General features: G+C 47.8%; 16 protein-coding genes. 12 read left to right on the top strand and 4 right to left on the bottom strand.

Annotated features, from left to right (window positions below; translation table 11 throughout):
• Positions 1-208: 208 nt before the first annotated feature.
• Both FGT79_RS25180 and FGT79_RS25175 read left to right on the top strand, forming a co-directional pair.
• Positions 209-4,711, top strand: a complete 4,503-nt coding sequence (locus tag FGT79_RS25180; RefSeq protein ID WP_138755604.1) for a M20/M25/M40 family metallo-hydrolase — start codon at positions 209-211, stop codon at positions 4,709-4,711.
• A gap of 104 nt (positions 4,712-4,815) precedes the next feature.
• Complete coding sequence (locus FGT79_RS25175) at positions 4,816-6,525, top strand: methyl-accepting chemotaxis protein (RefSeq protein WP_171056441.1); 1,710 nt, start codon at positions 4,816-4,818, stop codon at positions 6,523-6,525.
• 297 nt (positions 6,526-6,822) lie between these two features.
• Here the strand turns inward: FGT79_RS25175 and lplA are convergent, their stop codons facing one another.
• Positions 6,823-7,815 (bottom strand): lipoate--protein ligase, encoded by a 993-nt coding sequence (gene lplA / locus FGT79_RS25170; protein WP_138755602.1) that lies wholly within the window; start codon positions 7,813-7,815, stop codon positions 6,823-6,825.
• A gap of 187 nt (positions 7,816-8,002) precedes the next feature.
• Between lplA and FGT79_RS25165 the strand changes: the two genes are divergently transcribed.
• Positions 8,003-8,560: an NUDIX hydrolase gene (locus tag FGT79_RS25165; protein WP_138755601.1), complete on the top strand. Its 558-nt coding sequence runs from the start codon at positions 8,003-8,005 to the stop codon at positions 8,558-8,560.
• 152 nt (positions 8,561-8,712) lie between these two features.
• Here FGT79_RS25165 and FGT79_RS25160 read toward each other — a convergent pair whose 3' ends face one another.
• Entirely contained in the window at positions 8,713-10,044 is a 1,332-nt protein-coding gene (locus FGT79_RS25160) for an ArsB/NhaD family transporter (protein WP_138755600.1), read from the bottom strand.
• Between the two features lie 343 nt (positions 10,045-10,387).
• Positions 10,388-13,729 (bottom strand): DEAD/DEAH box helicase, encoded by a 3,342-nt coding sequence (locus FGT79_RS25155; protein WP_138755599.1) that lies wholly within the window; start codon positions 13,727-13,729, stop codon positions 10,388-10,390.
• A gap of 225 nt (positions 13,730-13,954) precedes the next feature.
• Here FGT79_RS25155 and FGT79_RS25150 point away from each other — a divergent pair, with 225 nt between their 5' ends.
• The 6 genes from FGT79_RS25150 (at position 13,955) to FGT79_RS25125 (ending at position 20,219) form a co-directional block, all read left to right on the top strand.
• Positions 13,955-14,932 carry an aldo/keto reductase gene (locus FGT79_RS25150; protein ID WP_138755598.1) on the top strand — a complete coding sequence of 326 codons (978 nt, stop codon included), beginning with the start codon at positions 13,955-13,957 and terminating at the stop codon, positions 14,930-14,932.
• A gap of 137 nt (positions 14,933-15,069) precedes the next feature.
• Positions 15,070-15,813, top strand: a complete 744-nt coding sequence (gene map / locus FGT79_RS25145; protein ID WP_138755597.1) for a type I methionyl aminopeptidase — start codon at positions 15,070-15,072, stop codon at positions 15,811-15,813.
• 137 nt (positions 15,814-15,950) lie between these two features.
• Positions 15,951-17,537 carry a spore germination protein gene (locus tag FGT79_RS25140; RefSeq protein ID WP_138755596.1) on the top strand — a complete coding sequence of 529 codons (1,587 nt, stop codon included), beginning with the start codon at positions 15,951-15,953 and terminating at the stop codon, positions 17,535-17,537.
• Positions 17,534-18,787, top strand: coding sequence for a Ger(x)C family spore germination protein (locus tag FGT79_RS25135; RefSeq protein WP_138755595.1), 1,254 nt, complete (start codon positions 17,534-17,536; stop codon positions 18,785-18,787). The genes FGT79_RS25140 and FGT79_RS25135 overlap by 4 nt, the downstream gene beginning before the upstream one ends.
• A 22-nt stretch (positions 18,788-18,809) precedes the next feature.
• Positions 18,810-19,043 carry a hypothetical protein gene (locus FGT79_RS25130; RefSeq protein ID WP_138755594.1) on the top strand — a complete coding sequence of 78 codons (234 nt, stop codon included), beginning with the start codon at positions 18,810-18,812 and terminating at the stop codon, positions 19,041-19,043.
• A 39-nt stretch (positions 19,044-19,082) separates the two neighbouring features.
• Positions 19,083-20,219: a GerAB/ArcD/ProY family transporter gene (locus FGT79_RS25125; protein WP_281286018.1), complete on the top strand. Its 1,137-nt coding sequence runs from the start codon at positions 19,083-19,085 to the stop codon at positions 20,217-20,219.
• Here FGT79_RS25125 and FGT79_RS25120 read toward each other — a convergent pair.
• Positions 20,178-21,965 carry an ABC transporter substrate-binding protein gene (locus FGT79_RS25120; RefSeq protein ID WP_138755592.1) on the bottom strand — a complete coding sequence of 596 codons (1,788 nt, stop codon included), beginning with the start codon at positions 21,963-21,965 and terminating at the stop codon, positions 20,178-20,180. The genes FGT79_RS25125 and FGT79_RS25120 overlap by 42 nt on opposite strands.
• Positions 21,966-22,089: 124 nt before the next feature.
• On the opposite strand from FGT79_RS25120, the gene FGT79_RS25115 reads away from it, so the two are divergent.
• The 3 genes from FGT79_RS25115 to FGT79_RS25105 all read left to right on the top strand — a co-directional run bounded on the left by FGT79_RS25115 (position 22,090) and on the right by FGT79_RS25105 (position 24,899).
• Positions 22,090-23,589 (top strand): DUF4153 domain-containing protein, encoded by a 1,500-nt coding sequence (locus FGT79_RS25115; protein ID WP_138755591.1) that lies wholly within the window; start codon positions 22,090-22,092, stop codon positions 23,587-23,589.
• A 26-nt stretch (positions 23,590-23,615) separates the two neighbouring features.
• The gene (locus tag FGT79_RS25110; RefSeq protein ID WP_138755590.1) at positions 23,616-24,476 is read left to right on the top strand and encodes a metallophosphoesterase; all 861 of its coding nucleotides are present in this window, start codon (positions 23,616-23,618) and stop codon (positions 24,474-24,476) included.
• A gap of 66 nt (positions 24,477-24,542) precedes the next feature.
• Positions 24,543-24,899 carry a GIY-YIG nuclease family protein gene (locus FGT79_RS25105; RefSeq protein ID WP_138755675.1) on the top strand — a complete coding sequence of 119 codons (357 nt, stop codon included), beginning with the start codon at positions 24,543-24,545 and terminating at the stop codon, positions 24,897-24,899.
• Positions 24,900-25,096: the final 197 nt, after the last annotated feature.

Genomic DNA, 25,096 nt, shown 5'->3' with positions numbered 1-25,096 from the left:
TCAATGCTGCTGCGGAATGGGAGTGATGAGTATAGAGATGTCTAGTACTTGTTTGACTTCTCTCTGCTAGTTAACTTGATTTGCTAGACAAGAAGAAACGGCTTCACCGACCTCTGAACGAGGAGGAGATCCGTTTCTCGCAGAAATATAAGACTTCTTTATTGTGAAAAACAGGTAAAGTCTTATATTTAAAAAAAGGAGGAAGACCATGTCTAAGAAGATCATCTCTCAAAAGCTTCTCGCACTCATGCTGTCCTTAATGCTAGTCTTCTCGATCATCGCTCCTGGTGCTGCATATGCGCTAGAGGATAGCGTAGTTGGCGGCGTTACTCCGGTAGTCGATACGGAAGAGTCAGCTCCGGAAACGACAGAATCGGAAGTGGCTCCGGAAGATAGCGAGCCGTTATTCGTATCCGCACTTGCAGAGCCGGAGGTACCGGTAGGCAAAAGCGCTTATGAATATATGGATTACTTGGCTAATACGATTGGTTCCCGCGTAGCTGGGTCAGCTAAAGAGGTTGAAGCCGGTAATTACGTCAAAGGCGAATTTGAAAAATTGGGCTTTGGCGTAACGGTACAGCCATTCAGCTATGTTCGCTCAGGTGCGACCGTGAACTCCAATAACATTGTCGCTACTAAAGTAGGCGTTTCTCCGAAGGTTCTTATCGTAGGCGCGCATTACGACTCGGTTAGCGCAGGTAAGGGTGCTGACGATAACGCTTCTGGCGTTGCTGTTATGCTCGAATCAGCGAAGGCTGTATCACAGCTGGAAACACCGTATACGATTAAATTTATCGCATTTGGTGCAGAGGAAACAGGTACTAGAGGCTCTCAGTATTATGTTTCTCAAATGACTGCGGAAGATAAGAAAAACACGATCGCCATGATTAATCTCGACAGCGTGGCTGTCGGTGACTTTATGTACATTTACGGCAGCAAGGGTTCCAAAGGTTTTGTTCGCGATTTAGGTCTCGGCATCGCTGATCGACTTGATCTTGACCTGATTACTAACCCAGGTGATAACCCACAATATCCTGCAGGCACAACGGGCGATTGGAGCGATCATGCTGCATTCTCCAAAGCAGGCATCCCATACGCTTACTTGGAAGCAACCAACTGGTCCTTGGGAGACAAGGATGGTTATACACAAACCGTAGCAGAGGGGGCAGTTTGGCATACGGCCAAAGATACCATTGCCCATATTCAATCGGTTTACCCAGGCAGAATTGAAGAGCATCTAAGCACGTTCACTCAAGTGCTGACAGGAATCATGCTCGAAGTCGAGGAGCTTGCTCCCGAGAAGCTTACACTAAGCACGGATAAGGCATCCATTACTGAAAAAAGAACGATTGACGTTGAGTTTCAATTGCCGGCTGGCGTAACCTTGGCCAACTTGCAATGGACTTATGGTGATAAGCCTTTGACGGAATGGAAAAAATGGGGAACAAATGCTTATACAGGCGATCCGTTCATCTACTTGGAGGAACCGCCAGTAGTGGTAGGAACGACAGTAAAAGCGAAAGTTACATTTGACCTTATTTACAACACAGTCAATTTGTCAGGCTCGCACCGCTCCAGATATCCCGCTATGATTGGTACGCGTGAATTTGCTGCACTGGATCAAAACGGACGCATCATTGCGACGGCTCCAATTAAGCTGAATGCTTATGACAGCTATCGTACTTATGATGAAATCAAACCGGAAATCGACAAAATTACTGATGAAATCAAAGAAGAAACAGGCCGTTATGTAGAGACGCAAGTGCTTGGCCAATCGGTACAAGGCCGAAATATTTACTTTACGATTTTGGCTAAAGATAAAGCATCTGTAGATCAATACTTAAATGAAACGATGCCTGCAATGTTGAATGATCCGAAGGGTCTTCAAGACAAGATTAAAAAGGGTACATTAACGGATTACAAAGTGCCTGTATGGCTGAACAACATTCACCCGGATGAAGCGCCTGGCGTTGATGTAATCTTGAACTTCTTTAGAGAAATGGGTACGCAGGATGTTATTACTTATAACACGAATGAAGATAGTGCTAATCCAACGCCTATTTCACTGAACGTGAATGATGCACTGGAAAATGCCATTTTCCTAATGAACTTTACGGAAAATCCGGATGGCCGGTATTTGAATACACGGGCGAATGCAAATGCATTTGACTTAAACCGTGATAATTCCTACCAGACGCAACCGGAAACACAAATTGTAACGAAGGAAATTGCGAAATGGTCGCCGCTGTCTTTCCTTGATATGCATGGATTCGTCAGCAGCTTCCTTATCGAGCCATGTACACCTCCACATGATCCGAACTTTGAATATGATCTTCTGATCGATAGCATGTTGGAGCAAGCGAACGTAATGGGCAGTGCCGGTATTGCAAATACCAAATATACAAGCTATGAAATTCCTTATGAATCTCATCAAAACAACAGCGGTCCTAACAAATCAGGCTGGGATGATGCATCCCCTGCGTATACCGCAGTTTACGCTATGCATCACGGTGCGCTAGGACATACGCTGGAAATTCCGGAACTTAATGAAGATTCGGTAAAAGCTTTATTCTTTGCAAGCGTAGCTGCTACCAAATATGTAACAGACAACAAAGAGAAGCTTTTCTTGAATCAGCTTGAGGTTTACAAGCGTGGAGTAGACAATGTGGACAGCCGTACGGTTGATCAGTATTTGACTAACGCTGCTGATGAAGTGATTGGCAGACCGCGTGGCGAAGAAACTAATTTCTTCCCTGATTATTATGTACTTCCAGTAGCAAGCGAATTGCAAAAGAATCGTCTTGCAACCTACGAAATGGTTAAATACTTGCTTAGTAATGGCGTGAAGGTAGAACAGACAACGACAGCTGTAACGATTGGCTCGAATGTCTATCCAGTAGGGACCTATGTTGTCAATATGAAACAGGCTAAGAGAGGCTATGCTAATCTGGTCTTGTATGATGGCTTCGATGTATCGGATTTTTCTGAGATGTATGCAGAAATCGTACAAAGCTTTGCCGATATGAGAGGTTTTGACAAGTATGTCATTCGTCAAGCAGGGGCATTCAAGGGCAAAACGGCTAATGTTACCGGAGTCGTTATTCCAACTACGACAATCCCTGGCGATGCCAATCATTATGTTATTAAAAATACGAGTAATGCTGCAATCAAAGCGGTAAATGAGCTGCTTGCAGCGAAAAAATCGGTAACGATGCTCAGCCAAGGAGCAACAGGCTATGAGCTGGGAGATTTCCTTGTTTCCAAAACAAATCTAGAGCTTGTGTCTCAAAAATATTTACTGGATGTAGTTCCTTTTGATCCATCGGCAAGTAATGAAGGGAAGCTGCTTAAATCTGCTAGCGTTACAGCTACCGGAGTTCCTGCTTTTGTTCTAAGAGACCTTGGCTTCTCCGTTACGACGGATTTGGAAGCTAGTGATGTACTCATTAACACAAGCGGTGCTGCAAGTACGAATTTGATTGGCTCAGGCAAGCCATATGTAGGGTTTGGCAGAGCGGCAATGAATACGATGAAGGGAACAGCTCTTCTGCCTGGCTTTAACTTTACAACGACAGGAAGCTCCCACGAAGGGTTGTTCAAGGCAGTGTTGGAGCAAGACAGTCCAATTACAGCAGCTTATGAGGACAACGAATATTTGTATACGGCAACGGGTTCTTGGATGAGTGCAATTCCAGAAAAAGCGAAAGTACTCGCGACAGCAAGCACGGACGCTGATTTCTTCAAAGCAGGCTGGTGGCCTAACCATGCACAAGCCCAAGGGAAAACGATTGGCTTCACGTACAATGAAGGAACGATTAACGTTACTTTGTTCGCGAATGATTTGCTTAACCGAGCACATCCGCAAAAGCAGTTTAGAATTGTAGCAAATGCTATTTTCACTGCTGCTCCAGCGGCTCTGCCGGAAGACGTTGATGATGGTCCTGTTGTGACGCCGATACCAACACCGACGACGGATCCAACACCAACACCGACGACGGATCCAACACCAACACCGACGACGGATCCAACACCAACACCAACGACGGATCCAACACCGCCTACTTCTGGCGGAGGTACTGGGCCGGTAACGAACCCGACGCCAACACCGACGCCAACGCCAACACCAACGGTGACACCGACTCCGGTTGTTGTTCCTGAATTTAAGGATCTTGGTACAGTGGAATCGTGGGCGGGAGCTGCGATTGAGGAATTGGCTAGCAAAGGCATTATTTCTGGTGTAAGCACTACTTCTTTCGCACCGCTTAAAGAAGTAACACGTGCCGAGTTTTTGACCATGCTCGTTCGCGCTTACCAATTAGCAGATGAGAGTGCGCTGGTTTCCTTCAGTGACGTGAAAACGTCCGATTGGTACTACGCTTCAATAGCTGCTGCTGTAAAAGCAGGATTGGCTCAAGGCGTAGGGGATGGCAAGTTTGATCCGAACCGTGCAATTACTCGTGAGGAAATGGCTATAATGGCAGCCAATGCACTAAAGCTTATTAATAAAGATGCTGTTGTGGATGATGTTGACGGAGCCTTGGAGAAATTTGCGGATCAAGACAAAATGGCCGCATATGCTAAGGATGCCATTGCATTACTGACGCAGCAAGGTGTAATTAATGGCATGACAAACGGCACATATGCGCCTAAAGGTATTGCCAACCGCGCGCAAGCTGCTGTAATCATTAGCAATTTGTTGAAGCAGCAATAATTCATAGCACTATTAAATAAAGGAACTGCCTCAGGCAGTTCCTTTATTTAAAGCTTTTTCTCCAAGTACATACTGCCCCTTATGGGAACCGAAGGAGAATGGCAATGTTGAAATCAACTGTTTGGGGCAAGCGGAGGCTGACCATTGCCAATAAGATTTATGGAGGATTTTTAATTGCAATTGTCTGCATATTGCTTTTGTTAGCCTTTATTTTTTATAGTCTCAAAAGCTTGAACGCCTCCTATAATGAAATCATTGACTATAATATGGCTGTTCTTGTTCATATGGAGTCGATTCAGACTAATGCTGTTCAGCTAAATAGCAGCTTCAGCAGTTACCTATTGAACAAAAATAAAGAATCGCTCAAAGAAATTGATGCGGCGAGTGCTGAAATTGTCAGCCGTGCGCAAGCTGCGCTAGGAATGCTGAATAACACAGAGGACAGCGAAAAGCTGAATGCGCTTCTTGGTTGGAATGCCCAGTATCTTGAGAAAGTTGCCGAGCTAAATGGGATGGAGGCAGGCCAAGCAAATTCGTATGCAAACACGCGGATTTTCCCTTTGGCCAAGCTGATTCGGACGAATGCCAATATTCTCGCTCAAAAGCAAGAGGAGGCTATGGCGGCAGATGTGCTAGCTAGCGATCAGCAGGTGAAACGTACGAATGTATTTATGCTGATTGGCAGCATTCTCTTGGTTGGAGCGACTATGCTGCTCGGAACACTGCTCTCTAGAAGTATATCCGTCCCGATCAGGCGTTTGTCACTCTTGGCAGAAACGGTGGCGGGAGGCGATTTGCGAAGCACGGCGCTTCAAATTCGGAATAAGGATGAAATCGGCTCATTAGCGGACTCGTTCATAAGTATGAGAAGCGGATTGCAAACGATGATTCAAAAAGTGAGTGAAGCGGCCGGCCAGCTATCCATAAGCTCCGAGGAGTTAAGGGAAGGCGCAAGACAAACCTCAGCGGCCACCACCTATATCGTAGAATCGATTCAACAGGTTGCTGCTTCGGCGGAAAACCAGCAGCAAGGCACACAAGCTATTTCAGCCTCGATGGACGAAATTGTCAAGGCCATTGGAAGTATTACATCCACTGTAAACGTCATTTCGGAAACGTCAGGCCAAGCGATGAACATCGTGGATAATGGACATGCCTATATGGAGCACACTAGTCGGGATATGGGAAGTATTGATCAAGTTGTGGATGAAACCTCCCGATTTATGGATGATTTGAAAGAGAGTGTACTGCAAATCGAAAGAATTGTGGAGTTGATTGCTTCGATTTCGAACCAGACTAATTTGCTTGCCTTAAACGCATCAATTGAAGCAGCAAGAGCCGGCGAACATGGCCGAGGGTTTGCGGTTGTCGCTGAAGAGGTAAGAAGCCTCGCAGTTCAGTCGGAGGACGCATCGAAAAAAGTAGCAAGGGCGCTTGGAACGGTCCGTACTAATACGCTTCAGGCAGTCTCCATGATGAATTCAGGCAAGCAGGAGGTTGGAAAAGGAAAACGGTCTGTGCAGGAGACGAGCAGGCAGTTCCAGTTTATCCGTATCTCGGTAGAGGAGGTCGCCAATCAAATTCAGGAAATAACGGCATCCTCTCAGCAAATAGCGGATGGCTCTCAGGCAATTGCCATCTCCACCGCAGCAAGCGCCAAGCAGGCACATGAAGCTTCCGCCTTAACGCAAAGCGTGTCAGCAGCAACAGAAGAACAGCTAGCCTACATGGAAGAGATGACAGCGTCAGCAATCGCGCTGCATGCCGTGGCGAGCGACTTGCAAAGCCATATAGGCAGATTTAAGATGGAGTAGCCACTCTCTATCTCGCAAATAAAGAACCTTCTGCTCTGCTTTTATGCGGAGTTGAAGGTTCTTTGCCATTCCATGGTCATATCTGTACGAAACGTGAGCGCTATTGCCTTAAACGGTTCCGTTTGGCGCTGCTTGTACTGGGAAATAAAGTAGCAGGCTGCCTCTACTTATTGAACTAAAACTCTTTATTAGAAATCTTTTCCCATTAACATTCTAAGTGCCTTTTAAAAATGAGTTCCCCAAATTGAACTTTTCTAACTGCTTTCGTAAATGGGAGATTGGAGTTAAGCAAGCTGGTTACAGAAGCAGCCCTAACCAGTCATCCAGTGTGACAGGCCCGAAATAAAAGTTCAAATCCAAACCTTCCAGAAGCTGCTTAAGTGCGGAAGCCTCGTACTGTGTTCCGATTAGCTTAGCTGCAACCTCCGAGCTGTCGCCGCGTCCGAAGAAGTCGCCGTAGATCGCTGCACAGGCAATTATTCCTTCTTCAACCTGAAGCCGAACATCGAACGTGCCAGCGCCTTCAATTCGTTTCTTCTGCTGAACGTTGAATGCAGGAGAGCGGCCATAATTCCATTCCCAGCTGCGATAGCGCTCATCCGCAAGCTGCTGCACCTTTTGCCAATCGTCGCCCGAGAGTTCATAGAAAGGGATGTTCTCCGATTGTTCGAAGATAGATTGCAGGAGCTTTTGTCTGAATTGCTCGACAGTAAGGGGCTCCTTCAGAAATTCACTGATATTGGCTACGCGGCTGCGAATTGATTTGGTTGACTTAGATACGTACTTCTCAGCGTTGACCTTTAAGGCGGATACGACGTTATCAATCTCGGAATCGAATAGAAGCGTGCCATGGCTGAACATTTTTCCTTTGGTTGAGAACTGAGCGTTGCCGGATATTTTTCGCTCGCCTACCTGCAGGTCATTGCGTCCCGTCATCTCTGCATCTACGCCCAGCTCCTGCAGCGCACGGACGACAGGCTCCGTGAACTTCTTGAAGTTGTGGAAGGACTTGCCGTCATCCTTCATAATAAAGCTGAAATTCAAATTGCCTAAATCATGGTATACAGCACCGCCTCCAGAGAGTCTCCGAACGACATGGAGCTTATGCTCCTCTACGTATTCACTATTAATTTCCTCAACGGTGTTCTGGTTTTTGCCTATAATGATGGACGGCTCGTTTATGTAGAAGAGAAGGTAATCGTCATTGTCTGGCAGGGAACGCAAAATATATTCTTCAAGTGCCAAGTTCAGGGCGGGATCGGTAATGCCGTTGTTGCTTACAAAACGCATGTCTGTATTCCTCCTATGTGAAAGCTCATAAGGGCATTATACCTGCTTCGGCGTACGATATTCAAACAGAGCAGCGATACAGTTTGTCATCTGATACTTGATGGTTAACTCATAGTTATACTAGGCAACCGTGCAAATAATTCGTATAATCTGATGAGATGAAACGCTGGATATAGAGGTGAAGCAGATGGAAGCTAAATTTTGCATGGCATGCGGTCACATGCTCGAAACTCGTGATGTAGACGGAACGATGAGAAGAGCATGTACAAGCTGCAGCTTTGTACATTGGGGCAATTACAGCATTGGCGTCGGCGCGCTTGTGGTCAAGGATGACCGTATTCTGCTCGTTCGCAGAGCGCAGGAGCCTGGAAAAGGAAAGTGGACGAACCCCGGCGGCTACATTGAGCAGCTGGAAGCGATACAGGATACAGTGCAAAGAGAAGTACTTGAGGAATGCGGCGTACAAGCCGTTGTCAAAAAAATTGTGGCTCTTCGGGATCAGCCAAAGAGCATTCACAATCTTTATGTGGCCTTCGAAATGGAATATGTGAGCGGGGAGCCCGTGCCAGATCATGTAGAAGTGGACGCAGCCGGTTTTTTCACGTTGCAGGAGATGGAATTCATGGACGTTGCCAGCTTCACGCAATGGCTCGTTGATGTTGCTTTCCATGGCCGCTCGGAGGGGCTAAGCGTTGATCTTAATCCTGTCGTTCCTCTTGCTGGTTACGGCTTATTCCGTGTATAGCATTCTATTCATGAGGAGAAGAGACCTTCCACGCGGAAGGTCTCTTCTTTAAATATAGGAAAGGATATGAGTTCACTCATCCTTTCTCTATGCGTTTCGGGGAAACGATGGGGTCTATAGTAAAGACGCCGTCAGGCGTTTCTTCTTACTGTTTAGAAAATCCAGCTTACCCAGTAAGATAACGCGAACAGCGTAAACAGCACAGTGATGGGAATGACTAATGCCGTCACTTTTATATACTGTCCCCAACTGATCGGGACACCTCCTTTGCGAACGATATGCATCCACATGAGGGTGGCGAGTGTACCGATAGGCAGCAGAAGCGAGCCGATGTCGCTGCCTATGACGCTGGCTAGATAAGAGATTTTCAAGGTCAAGGGGTCTAGTCCCATGTTCATGAGTGTAATGGTGCCGACCATTAATGCAGGATGGTTGTTGAACAGATTGGATAATGCGCTGAGCAATCCTCCCATCATGACGCTGGCATGCATCGGACCTCCATTTACAAGAGGCTGCATGAAATGGATAAGCCAGTCCGTTAAGCCGATATTGCGCAATCCATAAATAATGACATACATTCCGAATGCAAACACGAGGATGTACCATGGTGTTTTTCTAAGCATATCAGCAGGCGATACCTTCAAGTAAATCCATCGCCAGCCGAGCAGTAGGGACGATCCGATTACGGCCGTTGCTGCAACCGAGAAGTGGAGATAAGAAGCAACAAACAGGCTTATCCGAACGCATAATACGAAGACAAGAATATTGATCATAAAGCGGTTGCGGTTTTCTTGAGGCTGTGAATGCTGGAGCGGGTGGCTTCCCGGCATGAGGTTCCATCTAGCGGTTGGCGGCAGTTTTTTCGGCAGCGTGCGGTAGAATACGGCAAATAGCAGCAGCGTTAGTAAGAGGAGTCCAAGCGAAGCGGGCACGAACATCATGGCCGTATGCATATAGAGATCCATGTGAACGATTTTTAGAGCGATTAAATTGACGATATTGCTCACGCCGATTGGTGCGCTGGATGCGGTTGCGATTAATGCGCCGGAAAGCAGATAGGGTATTTTTTGATGATTTTTTAAGCCCATGTTTTGCAGCAGCAGCAGTAGAATAGGTGTCGTAATCAAGATGCTACCATCATTATTGACGAAGAGCGTCATGAGGAAACAGAACAGGTTGGTCAGCCAGAATAGGCGTATGCCTGATCCTCGGGCTTTTTTGGTAAGCAGTTCGGCAGCCCAGTAGAAGAATCCGAAGCTCTCCAGCACAATAGCCATGACGATGGTTGCGATAATTGTAACAGCGGCGCCGCCGATGGTCTCTGTGATATCAACGAGATCACGCAGTGAAACACTGCCGCTGAGAATGACGATTGCTGCACCAAGCGAGGCGGGGATAGCTTCATTGACCTGTGGACGCCAGAAGAGAAAGAACAGCGTGAACATAAAGGCAGAGATGGTCATTACGATGGATACATCATGCATGTTTTAACCTCTTTTCAAGGATGGAGCTCTCTAGTATTCAAACAGCAGCACTCCTTTTCTAAAATTAGCTTAAAGCTATCTAATCACGGTGAAGCTTCAAGAACAGGCACCTCTTCTCTCTCCTTGTTTGATAGAGCTTTGTATTGAAAGTATACGTGCGAGATAGAGTATCCGTACTGGTCAATATCCCTATCTCTATTAAAATCTGCTAGTATCAATTGCAGATAAATGCCCTCTAATGATAGTTACCGACAATGGACAAAAGCCTGCAGAAAAACCCCCGAGCAGCAAGTGCCCGGAGGTTTGTGGACGTATCTATTAATAGGCGCTTCGTGCAGCCTGCTTAGGGTATCATCAAAATCTCGCGAATTTCCTGCTCGCTTAATGAAGAGAGAGATTCCTCGCCGGGCTGGATGACTTCATCGATCAGGTTTTTCTTTTTCTGCTGGAGCTCGTACATTTTATCCTCAACCGTGCCCTGCGCTACAAGGCGTATAACCTGCACAACGTTTTTTTGACCAATGCGGTGGGCTCGATCGGCTGCCTGCTGTTCAACCGCGGGATTCCACCATAAGTCATATAGGATGACCGTATCTGCCCCCGTTAGATTGAGACCCGTACCGCCAGCTTTCAACGAGAGCAGGAAGAGGTCTCGCTCGCCATTGTTGAATCGATTACAGAGCTCAACGCGCTCCGCGGCCTTCGTTTGACCGTCCAAATAGAAGTAGCTTACGCCTAGGTAGCCGAGCTCGCGGCTGATCAAGCCAAGCATCTCGGTGAACTGGGAGAAGATGAGCAGTCGTCTGCCAGCACTTTGGCATTCCTCGATAATGTCGAGCAACTGCTCGAACTTGGAGGAGCTTCCTTCATAACCATCGACGAACAGGGCTGGATGGCAGCATAGCTGGCGCAGCCGCGTAATACCAGCCAATATGCGAATGCGATTCCTCTGGAAGCCTTCCTCGTTCAAATGTTTTACGGTCTCCTGCTGCAGCTTCGCGAGGAAGCCGACATACAGCTGCTTCTGCTCGGGCAGCAGCTCGGATGCCTGAATGGATTCGATTTTGTCAGGCAGTTCCTGTAGGACATCGTTCTTTAGCCTGCGCAGCAGAAAGGGGCGAACTCGCCGTGCGATCGTTTCCCGTGTAAGCTCGTTGAATGCTTGTCTGCTCGGGAACAGCTCGGGGAAGACGGCACCAAAAATCGACCACAGCTCCTCAAGCGAGTTTTCAATAGGTGTTCCCGTCAAGGCGAACCGGTATCCCGCCTCGATGGATTTGACTGCTTGAGCAGTCTGAGTGGTATGGTTTTTGAAATACTGCGCCTCATCCATGATGAGCGTATGGAAGCTCTGCTTCATGTATTGGGTGAGATCCTGGCGAAGCAATGGATAGGAGGTGATAATAACATCCGCCTCCATATTCCCTCCTAATACGCCGCTGCGCTGCGTTTTGGTTCCGTCCGCGATGACAGCACGAATCTCGGGCGCGAATTTCTTCAGCTCATTCAGCCAGTTGTAGATGAGCGAAGCCGGAGAGATGATTAGAGCAGGCTGCTCCCGCTTACGAATCTCCGGCAGCACGGAAACGATGAAGGCGATCGCTTGTACGGTTTTGCCAAGGCCCATATCGTCAGCCAGAATGCCTCCAAACCGATAATGGGCAAGGGTCTTCATCCATTGGTAGCCGTATTGCTGATAATCGCGAAGGATAGGGACAAGACTTTCTGGAACCTGAAAATCGAGATTGTCGGGGTTCCGCATATTTTCCAAGAGCTGTCGGAAGGCTTTGCCGAGCTTAATAGTCTTGCTGTTTTCTTGTGAATCGATGAGATGCAGGCCGCGAACGGCAGGAACACGGAATGCTGCACCTTCAATATCGCCTTTACTTAACCCGACTTCGTTCAAGAAGCGAATCATTTCTTGAAACGCAGCCCCCTCAAGCGGCAGCAAGGCTCCATCTGGCAGTCGGTGGTATTTGCGCTTGACCTCAAGGGATTTCAGCAGGTTGCGGATTTCGGAATCAGGTATGCCATCCATGTTGAATTTGAACTCAAGCCAATCTGTACGCTCATCTATATTTACAGTTACTTTAGGCGGCGCATGCTTCGTGACAATTCTCACTTTCACCGCAGAGGTGGCATAGACCGTGAGCAGCTTCTCGAGCTGCGGCACAATACGATACAGAAACTCATACTCAGAGTCCTCGTCCTCCAAGAAGTAGCCGGCCTCGGTTTTTGCGAACGGAACGATCTCCATCAACTCTAGAATAAGCTGTTCCTGCTCACCGTTACGCATTAGTATCCGGTCTGTGCCTCGCTTCTTATCGCTGCCCTCAAGCGGATTGATCACAATGTCACCGTACTGGAACTCCAGCCCAGCAACAAGTCTATCCCTGATTCGGTCCAAGTAAAGCTTCGCTTTCAACTGTGTTTGCAGAATGCGACCGGAGATCGCTTCCGCAATCTGGACGCTGCCCAGCTTCATTAGGCCGGGAATGACCCGTTCCATGAAGGGCTCCATTTGCTCTGGAGCGATATGAACTAGCGGCTTGCGTGAATGATCTACCAGTTGCTTCAGCTCTGCAAGCCGCTGAGCAGAATCAGGTGTCAATTTGAGCAGCTTGCCTTCCGAGATGAGGAGCTCATACTCATCCATCAGCGTGAGCTTCTCCAGTCCGACAATATTCAGTTGATAGCCGTCGCCCAGTGATTGATTGAACGCAAAGTGAAGCGGAATCGGTTCTTCGCTTATCGTAATGCCAGTGTACGTATGGTCACTAACTTGCAGCCGGGCCATTGGTGCCGCTAGCAGCAGTGGAAGCAGGCTTTCCCAAGACAAGGGTGGAATGAGCAGCATCCGCTCTCCGCTTGAAGGGGCTTCCACTTGGTAGTAACGAGTGGAGGATTGGCGGAATAGGACCTCATGGCGATAAACATGATAGAGCTGCTTGATGACAGCAGCGTTCTCCTGCTCGAAGCGATGAATGGCCGGATCATAGGTGAAATGCTTCGAGAATACAAACGGCTGTCCTCGTTCGACCTTTTCGAGAAACTCACGAATTCGCTGTACAATATACAGTCGTTTCGGCCCTAGCTTCAGCTCGATGCCGAACATGAATTTTCGATAGCCGTAAGGATGAAGCTTGCATGTCATTTCGACCTCGAGTGGAGTTCTAGCATCTATAATAGAACGGTGGCTGCTGGAACGCGGACCCCGATTGCCGAACAGGCCGAGCAGACTGTCGGCCAATTGCTTATCGGCTGCGGTTGATCCCGCTTGTTTGATGGGCCGTGGATGAATAGATTTCTCTGCATCAATCTCGCCCTCTTCATCGTCATAAGGCCTGTCCTCGGGATGCAGGAGAGAAGGATACACGCGAACAGGCTGGCGTGTACGCTCCTCAAGCTCATGGATTTGAAGAAGCGCTGCGGCAACATGTGCGCAATATTTGTCATAGGTGCTGAAGGCGAGGCATGTGCATGCGGCATCCACATCATTGGCAGGATCGATCTCAATCGTGACATCGAAGCGATTATTCCCGTTCACGATGGCCGAATAGCTGCCAGACTTAGGATCAGCATCCACAAGGGTAACCTCTCCTGTGTTAAAATAAGCTTTCCCTCGCTCATAGAAGGTTTCGCCGCATAGCAGTTTAATAATTCGCTGAGATAATGGAGCGCGCATAAGGCATTTCCTTTCTAGAAACGCGCTGCGCCGCCAGAGGAGAGCGACAGCCGTTTCACCTTCCGATTAATCGATTGCTTTTATCATAGCAGAATTTACTTGTCGGGTCATAATGTCAAAGATAGAAGCGGAGAGCGCTTCTGCATACGATGCTGAAATGAGAGGGGAAGAAAGCTATAATAGAGCAATCAGATTATATTGGAACGATAAAAGGAGCTGAAAGCTATGCAATATCGCCGCCTTGGCAATAGCGGTCTTAAAGTATCCGCACTCGGTTTGGGGACGAACGCCTTCGGGAAACGAGCTGATGGTGAAACCTCTAAGCGAATCATTCATTACGCTATAGATAATGGCATTAATTTCGTGGATACGGCGAATATTTATGCAGGTATGGAATCAGAGAAAATAATTGGCGAGGCTTTAGTGGGACGAAGACAGGAGGTCGTGCTTGCGACTAAGGCAGGACTTATCCGAGGGACTGGGGTGAATGAACGAGGTTCTTCACGCTACCATTTGCAGATGGAGCTGGAGAACAGCTTGAGACGGCTGAAAACGGATTATGTTGATCTGTATCAGATTCATACATTTGATCCGGAAACGCCGCTTGAAGAGACGCTGCGAACGCTGGAGGATATGGTTCGTTCGGGAAAAGTAAGGTATATTGGCGCATCGAATTATATGGCGTGGGAGCTGATGAAGGCGTTAGGCATTAGCGACCGACTCGGTCTGAATCGATTTACAGCTACGCAAGCGAGCTACTCTTTGGCTGATCGAACGCCGGAGCAGGAGCTTATTCCGATGTGTTTGGATCAGGGGGTAAGCATCATTCCTTACTTCCCGCTTGCAGGTGGAATTCTATCAGGCAAATACACTTCCGCGGATCTGGCGCCGAAAGGCTCCAGGGCGCAGACAGATCCGAATTTCACGAGGTTCATTAATGAAGGCAACCTGGCACTAGGTGTTCATATAGGAGAACTGGCTGCGCAAACAGGTGTATCCCCCACTGCGTTGTCTCTCTCATGGCTTATGCATCAACCGGTCGTATCTTCCGTTATTGTAGGAGCGACTAGAGTGGAACAGCTTCAGGAGAACATGGAAAGCGTAGATTTGAAGCTTTCTGTCGGGCTGTTGACAGAGCTGGACAGCGCCAGTCAATCTACTCGCCACGGGGAACCATTTGCGATCTATCGGCTGCCGAAATAACAGTTATTATCCATGTATATACATGGAAATATTATCCTGGCAGTAGCCCCGAGGACAAGAACAAGCTGATCACAAAGGCCTCATGCTATAATAGTCCAGTGTATGAATGCAAGGAGAAAAGGGATGGAGGCTGACGAATGACGGTAGGTTCGCAGGACGATATAGATGGGCTCAAAGAGATTGGGAGAATCGTTGCGTTAACGTTGAATGAAATGAAGAAACATACGAAGGCGGGTATGACAACGAAAGAGCTTGATGAGCTTGGCGGACGCATTCTGGCAAGCCACGGCGCTATTTCCGCTCCGTACAAAACGTTTCAATTTCCCGGCCAGACCTGTATCAGCGTCAATGATGAGGTTGCTCACGGCATTCCTGGATCGCGGGTATTAAAGCCAGGCGATTTGATTAATATTGATGTATGCGCAGAGAAAGACGGCTATGTGGCTGATACGGGCCATTCTTTCCAAATCGCTCCTTTCAGCGAGCCGGTTACTAGGCTGTGCCGCTATACCCATTATACGATGATGAAAGTTATTTCCTCGCTAACCCATGGTGTGAGAATTAATGAGATCGGCAAGCTTATTCAGCAGGAGGCACAGCAAGGCGGATACAAGGTTATTAATGATCTATGCAGTCATGGCGTTGGCAGAGCCGTGCATGAATGGCCGCAAATTCCACCGACGTACAACAAGCATGACAAACGGATGTTGAAAGAGGGGTTAGTCATTACCATTGAGCCGTTTCTTTCGATGGGCGCGGATTATGTTGTCGAGCAGCAGGATGGCTGGACGCTGCGAACGCCGGATAGAAGCTTTGCTGCCCAGCACGAGCATACTATTATTATTACGAAGGACAAGCCAATCATTCTAACAGTAGCCTAGCGCATGATGCAGACGAGTCGATATAAGCAGGAGAAGGTTCCTGTTTGTATCGGCTCTTTTTCATATCTAAGCATAAAGCTGTATACCTCACAGATGAAGGGGAATAATGGAATTAATTGAATCAAGGTGGTTACATCATGACGAACAATTCCCCCGGAACAACGCAAGCCAGTTCGACAGAATCAAGCGGTACAGTGAAAACAAGCACGGATCAATCGACAGGTCAGTTGGAAAAACCGCTCCTCGAGCAGTTGCAAGATAATATAGCGTTTCTAGAAGAGACATTCGATAAAAGCTCGGATATTGTGTTTAGACATTGGCATTATGGTCCTGAGCTGAAGTATTCGGCATGTTCGGTGTATTACGATTCTCTTGTTCAGGAAGATACTGTTAATTACATGAAAATTTCGCTTCAGGATCTTACGACACACGAGATTGGTCCGGGCATGAACGTTACACCGCAGGATATAAAAGCATTTTTTGAGCATGACGGGGTATCAGCCAAAAAAGCAACGTTATGTGATGATTTGGAAATTCTCATCAAAGAAATATCAAATGGCCGCCTTGTTATCCTATTTGATCAATGGAATAAGGCGCTCTGCTACAAAGCGGAGTCTGTTGAGACACGGCAGGTTAATGAGTCGGTTAATGAATCAGTCGTACAAGGACCAAGGGAGAGTACGGTAGAAAACCTTCAGAAAAATCTAGGGTTACTGCGACTTCGGCTCAAAACGCCCAAGTTCAAGCTGGAGATGATTACAGCCGGGGGCGAGACGAAGACGACGATCGTATATGGCTATGTTGAAGATAAGGTCGATCGTGAATTGCTCGCAGAGTTTAAAAAACGAATCGAGCAGGTCAAGGAGGTCGAAGTACTCGAAACGGCCTATATCGAACAGTTAATCGAAGACTCTACGTATTCACCGTTCCCACAGCATCGGTATACGGAAAGGACGGATATGGCAGTGGCAGCGCTGCTGGACGGGAAAATTGCTGTACTTGCTCAAGGAACTGGCGGCATTTTATTATGTCCAGGGTTGTTTACTGAGTTTTTTCAATCCAGCGAGGACTATTATCAGCGAACGATTATATCAACATTGGTACGATGGCTGCGCATTATTGCCTTCATGATTGCATTAATGCTGCCTAGTGCATACATCGCACTTTCGACCTTTCATCCAGAGCTTATCCCGACTGTACTGCTGCTGGCTATTCTTAATGCGCGTGAGGGCATACCGCTGCCTGCCTTTTTTGAAGCGCTGCTGATGGAGTTTTTTTTCGAGCTGATGAGGGAGGCTGGCGTCAGGCTGCCCCGGCCGGTAGGCTCTGCCGTAAGCATTGTTGGGGCGCTGGTCATAGGAGATGCCGCGATCAGCGCAGGTATAGCATCGCCGATTATGGTCATTGTCGTTGCCTTGACAGGGATTGCTTCCTTCACCATTCCGCAGTACAACATTGCGATTTCACTGCGGATATTGCGTTTTCCGTTAATGATAAGCGCGGCCATTCTAGGAGGCTTCGGCATGATGATCTGCTTAATTCTCATTCTGCTGCATTTGTGCAAGCTGCGCTCGCTGGGTCAACCGTACCTCGCTCCGCTTGCTCCGTTCCGCTTGACTGAGCTGAGGGATGTCATTATAAGAGTGCCGCTCAAGACGATGCTGCGTAATCCCCGTAATCTTCATAACCATAAACGGCTAGTTAACAGAAAGAATGAGGAATGAACCCGGATAAGAAGAAATGCCTGTCGTCGACCTTTGGCGGCACGGCGCGTTTCATTCCGAGAAATAGAAAGAGAGGATGGCGAAATGATATAATTTCCTATGTTTTGAAGAAATGGACAGTTTGCCTCTTGATACTCTGCAGTCTGCTTCCGCTCTCAGGCTGCTGGAGCAAGTTCGAGCTGACCGAGCGCGGCTTCGTGATGGGTGTTGCCATAGACCTAGCGAAGAACGGAGATATTGAACTATTAACACAAATTTATCGGCCAACGTTCGCTCAGGCGCTTACAACGGCTACAACCACCGCTTCGAGCATCAATATAAAGACACATGACCAATCGGTGATGGAGGCGATTCGTGACATTCCCATCCACCTTGGCAGAAAAGCACAATGGAGTCATTTGCGTGTCATTATCGTTGGAGAGAAGCTGGCAAGGTCGAATGATCTCGGCCACTTGCTTGATTTGTTTTATCGGGATCATGAACCAAGGAGTAGTGTATCGCTTATGATCTCGAAAGGGAATGCCGAAAAGATGTTTTTGAAGAAGCCTTTAATTGAGCAGACCACAGCACAGCAGTTTTTGCGGGTGAAGGAATCTTCGTACCACACCTCTGCCAAAACAATAGACAATACACTGCTGGATTTGATGCTTCAGCTAAAGAGTGCGAGTGGTGACGCTCTGGTTGCCTATGTATATGGGGAAGACGATAGTAAGGAGGTTTTCTCAGCAGCCGGTCTTGCTCTTGTGAAAAAAGGGAAAATGAAGGTAGTCATTCCTGCTTCTAAGGTGGAAGGACTGCTTATGCTCCGCAATGTTTACCGCTCTGGCGTGGTTGAGGTTAAGTGTCCCTCTGGGAACGGCGAGAACGAAACGGCCGAGATTTTAACGTTCAAGGTGAAAAAGAAGCCGGTTATCAAGCGGGAGCAAATTGCCGTGAACATCCAGATGGAAGGAGATATAGCTATCGGCGAGTTGAAATGCACGAATATTACGTCTACAGAAGTCGAAGAACAGTTTATTAAACAAGTAGAGGCTGAGATATTGCGGCAGCTTAGAAGTACGATTAAATTCCTTCAGGCGAGCCAAATGGACGTCATTGGCGTAGCGGACGAAATTTATCGTTCGAATCCCCGGAAATGGGAGCAATTGAAAGAAGATTGGGACGATCGATTTGCCCAAATTACATTTAACATAAAGATAAAGCTAAGGCTTGTGACAAGCGGAACGATATCGAGCAAGCCCGCTGGTTAAGCCAAGGAGATGTGATCCGCTTATGGGTGAGCAGATTATGGTTATGGCTGCTGCTTTTGGCGGCATATTGCTGTATGACTGGTTGACCATAGATAAGCTTACGAAGCGTGAGAAGGCGCTGTATGCCGGACTTTACTTCATCTGTCTGTACATGGGGATCGACTATGTCAACAACAAGGACTGGTTCGATATTATTGATCTAATTACACCTGTTTTTGGAGACGTATCCAAGGCGATAGACGATTACTTGAAATAGAATGCTTAAAGCAGGGCAGCGGATAAGGAGGGGAGCAGCATAGAGAAGCAAACGGTAAGTGCCTACCAGATGGGCATATTGTTTTTTGTGTTCATGACAGGCTCTTCAATTATTAATATTCCTGGTCCGCTCATTAGTAAGGCGTACAACGGGGCTTGGCTCTCTTTGCTTGTCTCAGGAGCGTTAGGTCTCTTGGTTCTGGCCAGCATTCTGTATTTGAACAAGCGCTATCCGGGTTTATCATTCGTAGAATATAGCCGTCAATTAATGGGCTCAACGCTCACTGCTTTGTTTTGTTTGATTACGATATCCTTTCTACTCCAAATGCAGTCAGGTATCGTCAATGATGTCGGACTGTTTATGGTAAGCTCCATGCTGCGGGAATCGCCGATCTATGCGTTTACCTTTCTAATCTTCGCAGTGTCGGCCGTTACTGTACGAGCCGGGCTGGAGGTTATGGCACGGATGTTCACTTTAACGATGATTCTGACAACAGGATGTATTCTTCTGGTTCTACTCATTGCTCTACCGGATTATGATCCGACACAGCTGCTCCCCATTATGCCGAAGGGCATTAAACCAGTGCTGCACGGCGCCTATTTCACCTTCGGTTTTCCTTATGTGGAGGTTTTCTTATTCACGATGCTGCTGCCGTTCGTTAACAAGGAATCGGCAAACAAGCTGTCTAAGACGATGGTGGCTGCGCTGTGTATTAATATCATCGTGCTCTGCGTATCCTGTGTTTGTGCCATTATGATTTTTGGAAGCTTCGCTGGTGAAATGCCGTATGTTTTATTTTCTTTGGCGCGTATCGTGGAATTTGAGGAAATCGTGCAGCGAATTGAGTCAATTATCGGCATGTCTTTAATTCTTGGTTCGTACATGAAAACATCTATCACGCTGTATGTGCTTAATCTGTTTGTTAGTCAAGTATTCGGCATGAAGAACAGCCGCGCTCTCGTCATGCCGCTCGCGTTAATGGGTTTTCTAATGGGACTGGTCAGTGTGGACAGCGCGACGGATTGGGGCCGAATCGTCTCGACTGTACACCCTGTTTGGTCGTTTACGGCATTTATGATTCCACTGCTGCTGGTACTGCTCCTCTCCCTAATTAGGAAGCCGCGCACAAAGCCGCTAGGTGAACCAAATATCGCGAAATCGAACCCATCCGAGTGATTCAAGAGAGATGCCGCGCACGGAAGGATGGAAAGCGGTTTTCAAATGTTTTCGGTAGAGGAACAACAGGCTGTTCCTCGTTTTGAGCTGCTCCTCAATGTCGATGAAGGTAGCTGTCCGTCGCATTCGGTCAGGCTCGCTCAGGATCGCGCGAATACCTTGCTCCAGCTTGTCATGTACATTTGGCAGCGCATGCTGCTGCATGCTTTTGTACAGGTCAATCAGTCTGAGTTCGCGATGCTCATCCAGCATGACGGCGAAGAGCAGCAGGTCGGCTGACATCCTTGCGGAGCCCTTGAACTGCTCAGCAGGTATGAGGCTGATCGTAAGCGGGATGCCCGACCGCGCACACACCTGACGAATCATCTCTGCATCCGCGGCATACTGCGGAATCGTGGCGAGCACAAGTGCTTCCCCTTGATAGCCAGAGTCTGCCAAGCCTTGTTTAATGGATTCAAAGTCCGCTGCCATAGGCACGCTCTGCAAGTCTTCTGTCCATTCTGGCCAGAAGCTGTTCACTCCCTCGATCACGTCCCCTGATAACAGCTTTAGCAGCTCGCTTCTTTCAATAGCACGGTTCACCTGTGCAAGAATAGCGGGGTTTGCCAGCAAGCCGTCCTTCTGCTCGTTCACTGTAATGAATTTGCAAGTCATTCCGGATTGTCTAACCTGCTGCCAGCGTTCGGCTGCCATATCAGAGAGCCGCGCGTTATGCATAATCTGGAACGATTGCAGCTCTGCTTGGTTCTCGCGTGTGGCCTCCTCTGCAACCGTCCATATCTCCACTCGGTCAAGGAAAGCTCTCCCTTGGAAATAAGCGGCGAACGCTTCTAGAATCCAAACCCCTTGTTCATTGCCGGTGAGTCGGAAAGGACCGGTGCCTATGGGCTTGCTGCCGAAATGCTCGCCTGATGCGATGCAGGCATCCTGTGGAACGATGGAGGCGCGGTTCGTTGCGAGGAAAGCAAGGAAAGCCTCGTTTGGCTGGGCTAGCTGGATACGAATGGTCGTATCATCTGGTGTATCCATCGCGACGATAGCGGAATACACCCAGCTATACAGTCCGAGCGGCGCAAGCTGTTTGAGACGCTCCAGCGAAAATTTGACGTCCGAGGAGTCGAGCTCCCTTCCGTGGTGGAACAGTATACCCTTGCGTAGATAGAACGTCCACCTTGTTCGCGAGGTGTCTACCTCCCAAGCATGCGCGAGATGCGGCAGAATCTGCTCTCCCCGCGGATCGATGCGGACAAGCCCGTCGAAGAGCTGGTAAACGAGGTGAGACTCGCCCGTATAGTGAATAGCCGCCGGATCAAGTGAATAAATCGTTTGCGGCAGTGGAAATCGCAAAATATCCGTACGGCGCTTACCTTGTACTTCAGAGTGAAAGCCAAATTGCCCGGAAAGCCACTCTTGGAACTGGTCGCGTACGATCGGGGAATCATCTATTTGTTGCAGCAGCTCAAGCGCTGCGTGCAGATCCTGTTTGTGCATCATCTCCTGAGCCTCGAGCAGGGCGACCTCTTCCTTGCTCATGAGGAAGGTGAGCGCGGAGCGGTTGCCGCGTCCTCGCTTGGGCTCCCACACTAGCCATTCCTCCTGCTGCATTCGCTTCAGAAGGAGTACCATATTGCGATGTGTGCATTCAAGCAAATTTGCAAGCTCCTGCGTGGTGACCTCGAAGGGCGAATGCTCTTGTATATTCGGATAAGAACGTCTTATCGTCAAATAATGTCTGCGTATTTTCATGCAAAAGACTCCCGCCTCAAAATAAGAAATTTTCCAGTTATAACTTACACTTTTTGTTCTTGTTTTCTAGGTTACAATAAAAGGAGTAAATTAACAAATTGAGTTTGAAAATGGAGAGTGTCACATGAGAGATCCGGCGCCATGGCAAAAAAGGTATGATAAAATGCTAATACTTGCCCTCTTGTTCGGTCTAATGAGCCAATATTTATTTGTTGGAGCGGCGGCAGGCATTTCGGCTGTTGTGTTTGTCTGCGGCTTTTATGGTTTGTTCTTCTATTCGATTAAGGGCCGTATGGGCGGCTTCGAGAAGTGGGAGGGGCAGGCTAGCTCAGGCATGCTGCTGTTCATCCCAATCATTTTATTGACGTTGACCTATGCGATCTACAATAACCTGTTGTTCAGGCAGCTTAATTTGTTTGCGCTATTTGCTTTGATTGTTGCTCAGACGGCGCTTTTGACAAGCAGCACCATCAAGCCTTGGTATAGGGGGATATTTTATACGGAGCTGTTATTTCTAGCACTCATTAAGCCGTTTGCGTTTGTGAAGGTTCCCTTTAGTATTCTGAATGACAGGTGGCGGGGAGAGGGCGAGAAGAAGACAAGGAGCAAGCTTGGCAGAGTTGTAATGGGATTGCTGCTGGCGGCGCCGATTCTGATCGTTGTCATATCATTGCTCGCTTCAGCGGATCAAATCTTCTTATCTTGGCTGCAGGAGATTCCTGAGATCATGACTAAGTTTTCGCTGGGGAATGGGCTTTGGCGTCTAATTGTTGCTGCTTTTTTCTTCTTCTATGCTTTCTGCTATATATGGGGCCTGCTTTTCAATAAGGCAGTCGATACCACTGATCAAGAGATTATGAAGCCTAAGGAAGCAGTGCTTAAATCTGGTGGTCGTTTTGAAGTAGATCCAATCACGGCTAGTACCCTTCTGGTCAGTATAAATCTGGTGTACGTTCTGTTTGTTGCCATTCAGTTCTCTTATTTATTCGGGGCTGCGAACGGCTTGCTGCCGGAGGGCTCTGCTTATGCCGAGTATGCGCGCAGGGGTTTCGCGGAGCTTATCATGGTAGCTCTTATCAATCTTATTCTGCTCATGTGCGGGCTTCATCTCATACGGCGGGCAGGCGCGGCTGCGGAATGGGTGCGAAAGCTTTCACTCACCGTACTGATCAGCTGCACGATTGTGATGCTCGTATCGGCTTACAGCAGACTTTCCTTGTATGAAGAGGCTTACGGCTTTACGCAGACGAGATTGCTTGTACATGGTTTTATGCTTTATTTGGCGGTACTGCTTGTCATTGCGCTGATTAGAATATGGAAAGAGCATTTCTCGATGGGCAAGGTCTATATCTGCGTATCAATCATGGCTTTCGTTATTATGAATTTTGCTAATTTGGATGCTCGAATCGCTGTAAATAACGGTGAGCGTTATGAACGCACAGGCAGCATTGATTTGGATTACTTGAGCACGTTATCGACAGATGCGGTGCCCGCGCTTCGCAAGCTGCAAGCAGAGCAGCCGAAGCTGCAGCAGCTTGATGTCGTTATCGAGAAGCTGCAAGAGAAGTCAGAGCGGCATAGCAAATGGCAGTCATGGAGTTTATCCAAGCAGCGGGCGAAATAGATGAATGAACAAGGAGCGTGGTAGTGATGCATATGACGAAAAAACGTGTGTGGATCCTTATTCCTATTCTCATAGCCGCTATCATTGTGTTTCTTTACTTTGAGAACAACGCTATTGGCATTACGAAATACAAGCTTAGCGGAGGTAAATTGCCAGACGGATTTGAATCCTACCGTATCGTGCACTTGACGGATTTGCACAGCAAGTCCTTTGGCAAGGATCAGAGCAATATCACGCGCAAGGTGGAGCAATTAAAGCCTGATATGATTGTTATGACAGGTGATTTGGTCGATAGTAGGAGATACAATGCGGAGAGCAGTCTGATGCTGATGCGCAGAATGACGGAGATCGCACCATTGTATTATGTGACAGGAAATCATGAGTGGGGCTCGAGATTCCCTGCGTTAGCCAAAGGGATGCGGGAGCTTGGCGTCCATGTGATGCGCAACGCCAGCGAGACGATTAAGCTCGGGGATGGGGAGATCCGTATCGTCGGTGTGGATGATCCGACCTTTAATCATGATGCCTATAATGATGTAGACCGAATTAATGAGCATATTGCGGTTGCGCTCGAAGACGTGAACCACGCCGAAGAGCTTTACACGATTCTGTTATCCCATCGTCCTGAGCTGTTCGCGCAATATGCCCAGCACGCCTTTGATTTGACCTTCTCCGGTCATGCCCACGGCGGGCAGGTGCGCTTGCCGTTTATTGGCGGTCTTATTGCGCCAGGGCAAGGCTTTCTTCCGAAATATGACGGCGGCAAATATACGGCAGGCGATTCTACGATGATCGTTAGCCGCGGGCTCGGCAACAGTGTTTTTCCGCAGCGGCTATTCAACCGGCCGGAGGTTGTGCTTGTTGAGCTTTCGAGAGCAGAGCGATAAGGAATAGTATTAACCGGTTGGTTGTGTTAAGATTTAGTCCTATATCGAATGAGGACGTGAGTGAACGTGATCAATATTACTATTCCAACACCGGATGTATCCATTACGAAACAAAGCAACCCCCAGCTAAGCCATATCTATGGATTTACGGATTTTATCCAAATCCCGCGCGATAAAGGCGGCTTCTTTACGTTCTATAACGCGAAGGACGAGCTTCTGTTTGTTGGCAAGGCGAGAAAGCTTAGACCGAGAATTAAGAAGCATTTCGAGGATACCGTTTCGGTCATGAAAAACTACCGCGATGAAGTGACTAAAATCGAGGTTTTCATCAATGAGGATCCAGTCGAGCGGGAGATTTACGAAACGTACATTTTGAATAAAGGCAGAGCTAAGTATAACGTGGAGAAAGTGCTCTACAAATAAACGAAGTCTGCAACGACGTAAGCATTCGGTTAATGGGAGGTGCCTAAGGGCAACTGCCGCTAATCGAGTGCTTTTTTTGTGCAGCAACCATAGAAATGGGCAAAAAGAGACCCACAGCATACGGTGCTGTGGGTCTTCACTATATATATTACAAAAGGGGGTTGTTTTTATTATAGGCGGTCTTCATTAAAATGAGA

Source organism: Paenibacillus sinopodophylli (assembly GCF_005930355.1).
In the GTDB taxonomy this organism is placed as follows: domain Bacteria; phylum Bacillota; class Bacilli; order Paenibacillales; family Paenibacillaceae; genus Pristimantibacillus; species Pristimantibacillus sinopodophylli.
This window is presented reverse-complemented; position numbering and strand designations above follow the sequence as displayed.

Coding starts and splice junctions, on each gene's coding strand:
- FGT79_RS25180 (WP_138755604.1), top strand. CDS start 209: ATGTCTAAGAAGATCATCTCTCAAAAGCTTCTCGCACTCATGCTGTCC.
- FGT79_RS25175 (WP_171056441.1), top strand. CDS start 4,816: ATGTTGAAATCAACTGTTTGGGGCAAGCGGAGGCTGACCATTGCCAAT.
- lplA (WP_138755602.1), bottom strand. CDS start 7,815: ATGCGTTTTGTAAGCAACAACGGCATTACCGATCCCGCCCTGAACTTG.
- FGT79_RS25165 (WP_138755601.1), top strand. CDS start 8,003: ATGGAAGCTAAATTTTGCATGGCATGCGGTCACATGCTCGAAACTCGT.
- FGT79_RS25160 (WP_138755600.1), bottom strand. CDS start 10,044: ATGCATGATGTATCCATCGTAATGACCATCTCTGCCTTTATGTTCACG.
- FGT79_RS25155 (WP_138755599.1), bottom strand. CDS start 13,729: ATGCGCGCTCCATTATCTCAGCGAATTATTAAACTGCTATGCGGCGAA.
- FGT79_RS25150 (WP_138755598.1), top strand. CDS start 13,955: ATGCAATATCGCCGCCTTGGCAATAGCGGTCTTAAAGTATCCGCACTC.
- map (WP_138755597.1), top strand. CDS start 15,070: ATGACGGTAGGTTCGCAGGACGATATAGATGGGCTCAAAGAGATTGGG.
- FGT79_RS25140 (WP_138755596.1), top strand. CDS start 15,951: ATGACGAACAATTCCCCCGGAACAACGCAAGCCAGTTCGACAGAATCA.
- FGT79_RS25135 (WP_138755595.1), top strand. CDS start 17,534: ATGAACCCGGATAAGAAGAAATGCCTGTCGTCGACCTTTGGCGGCACG.
- FGT79_RS25130 (WP_138755594.1), top strand. CDS start 18,810: ATGGGTGAGCAGATTATGGTTATGGCTGCTGCTTTTGGCGGCATATTG.
- FGT79_RS25120 (WP_138755592.1), bottom strand. CDS start 21,965: ATGAAAATACGCAGACATTATTTGACGATAAGACGTTCTTATCCGAAT.
- FGT79_RS25115 (WP_138755591.1), top strand. CDS start 22,090: ATGAGAGATCCGGCGCCATGGCAAAAAAGGTATGATAAAATGCTAATA.
- FGT79_RS25110 (WP_138755590.1), top strand. CDS start 23,616: ATGCATATGACGAAAAAACGTGTGTGGATCCTTATTCCTATTCTCATA.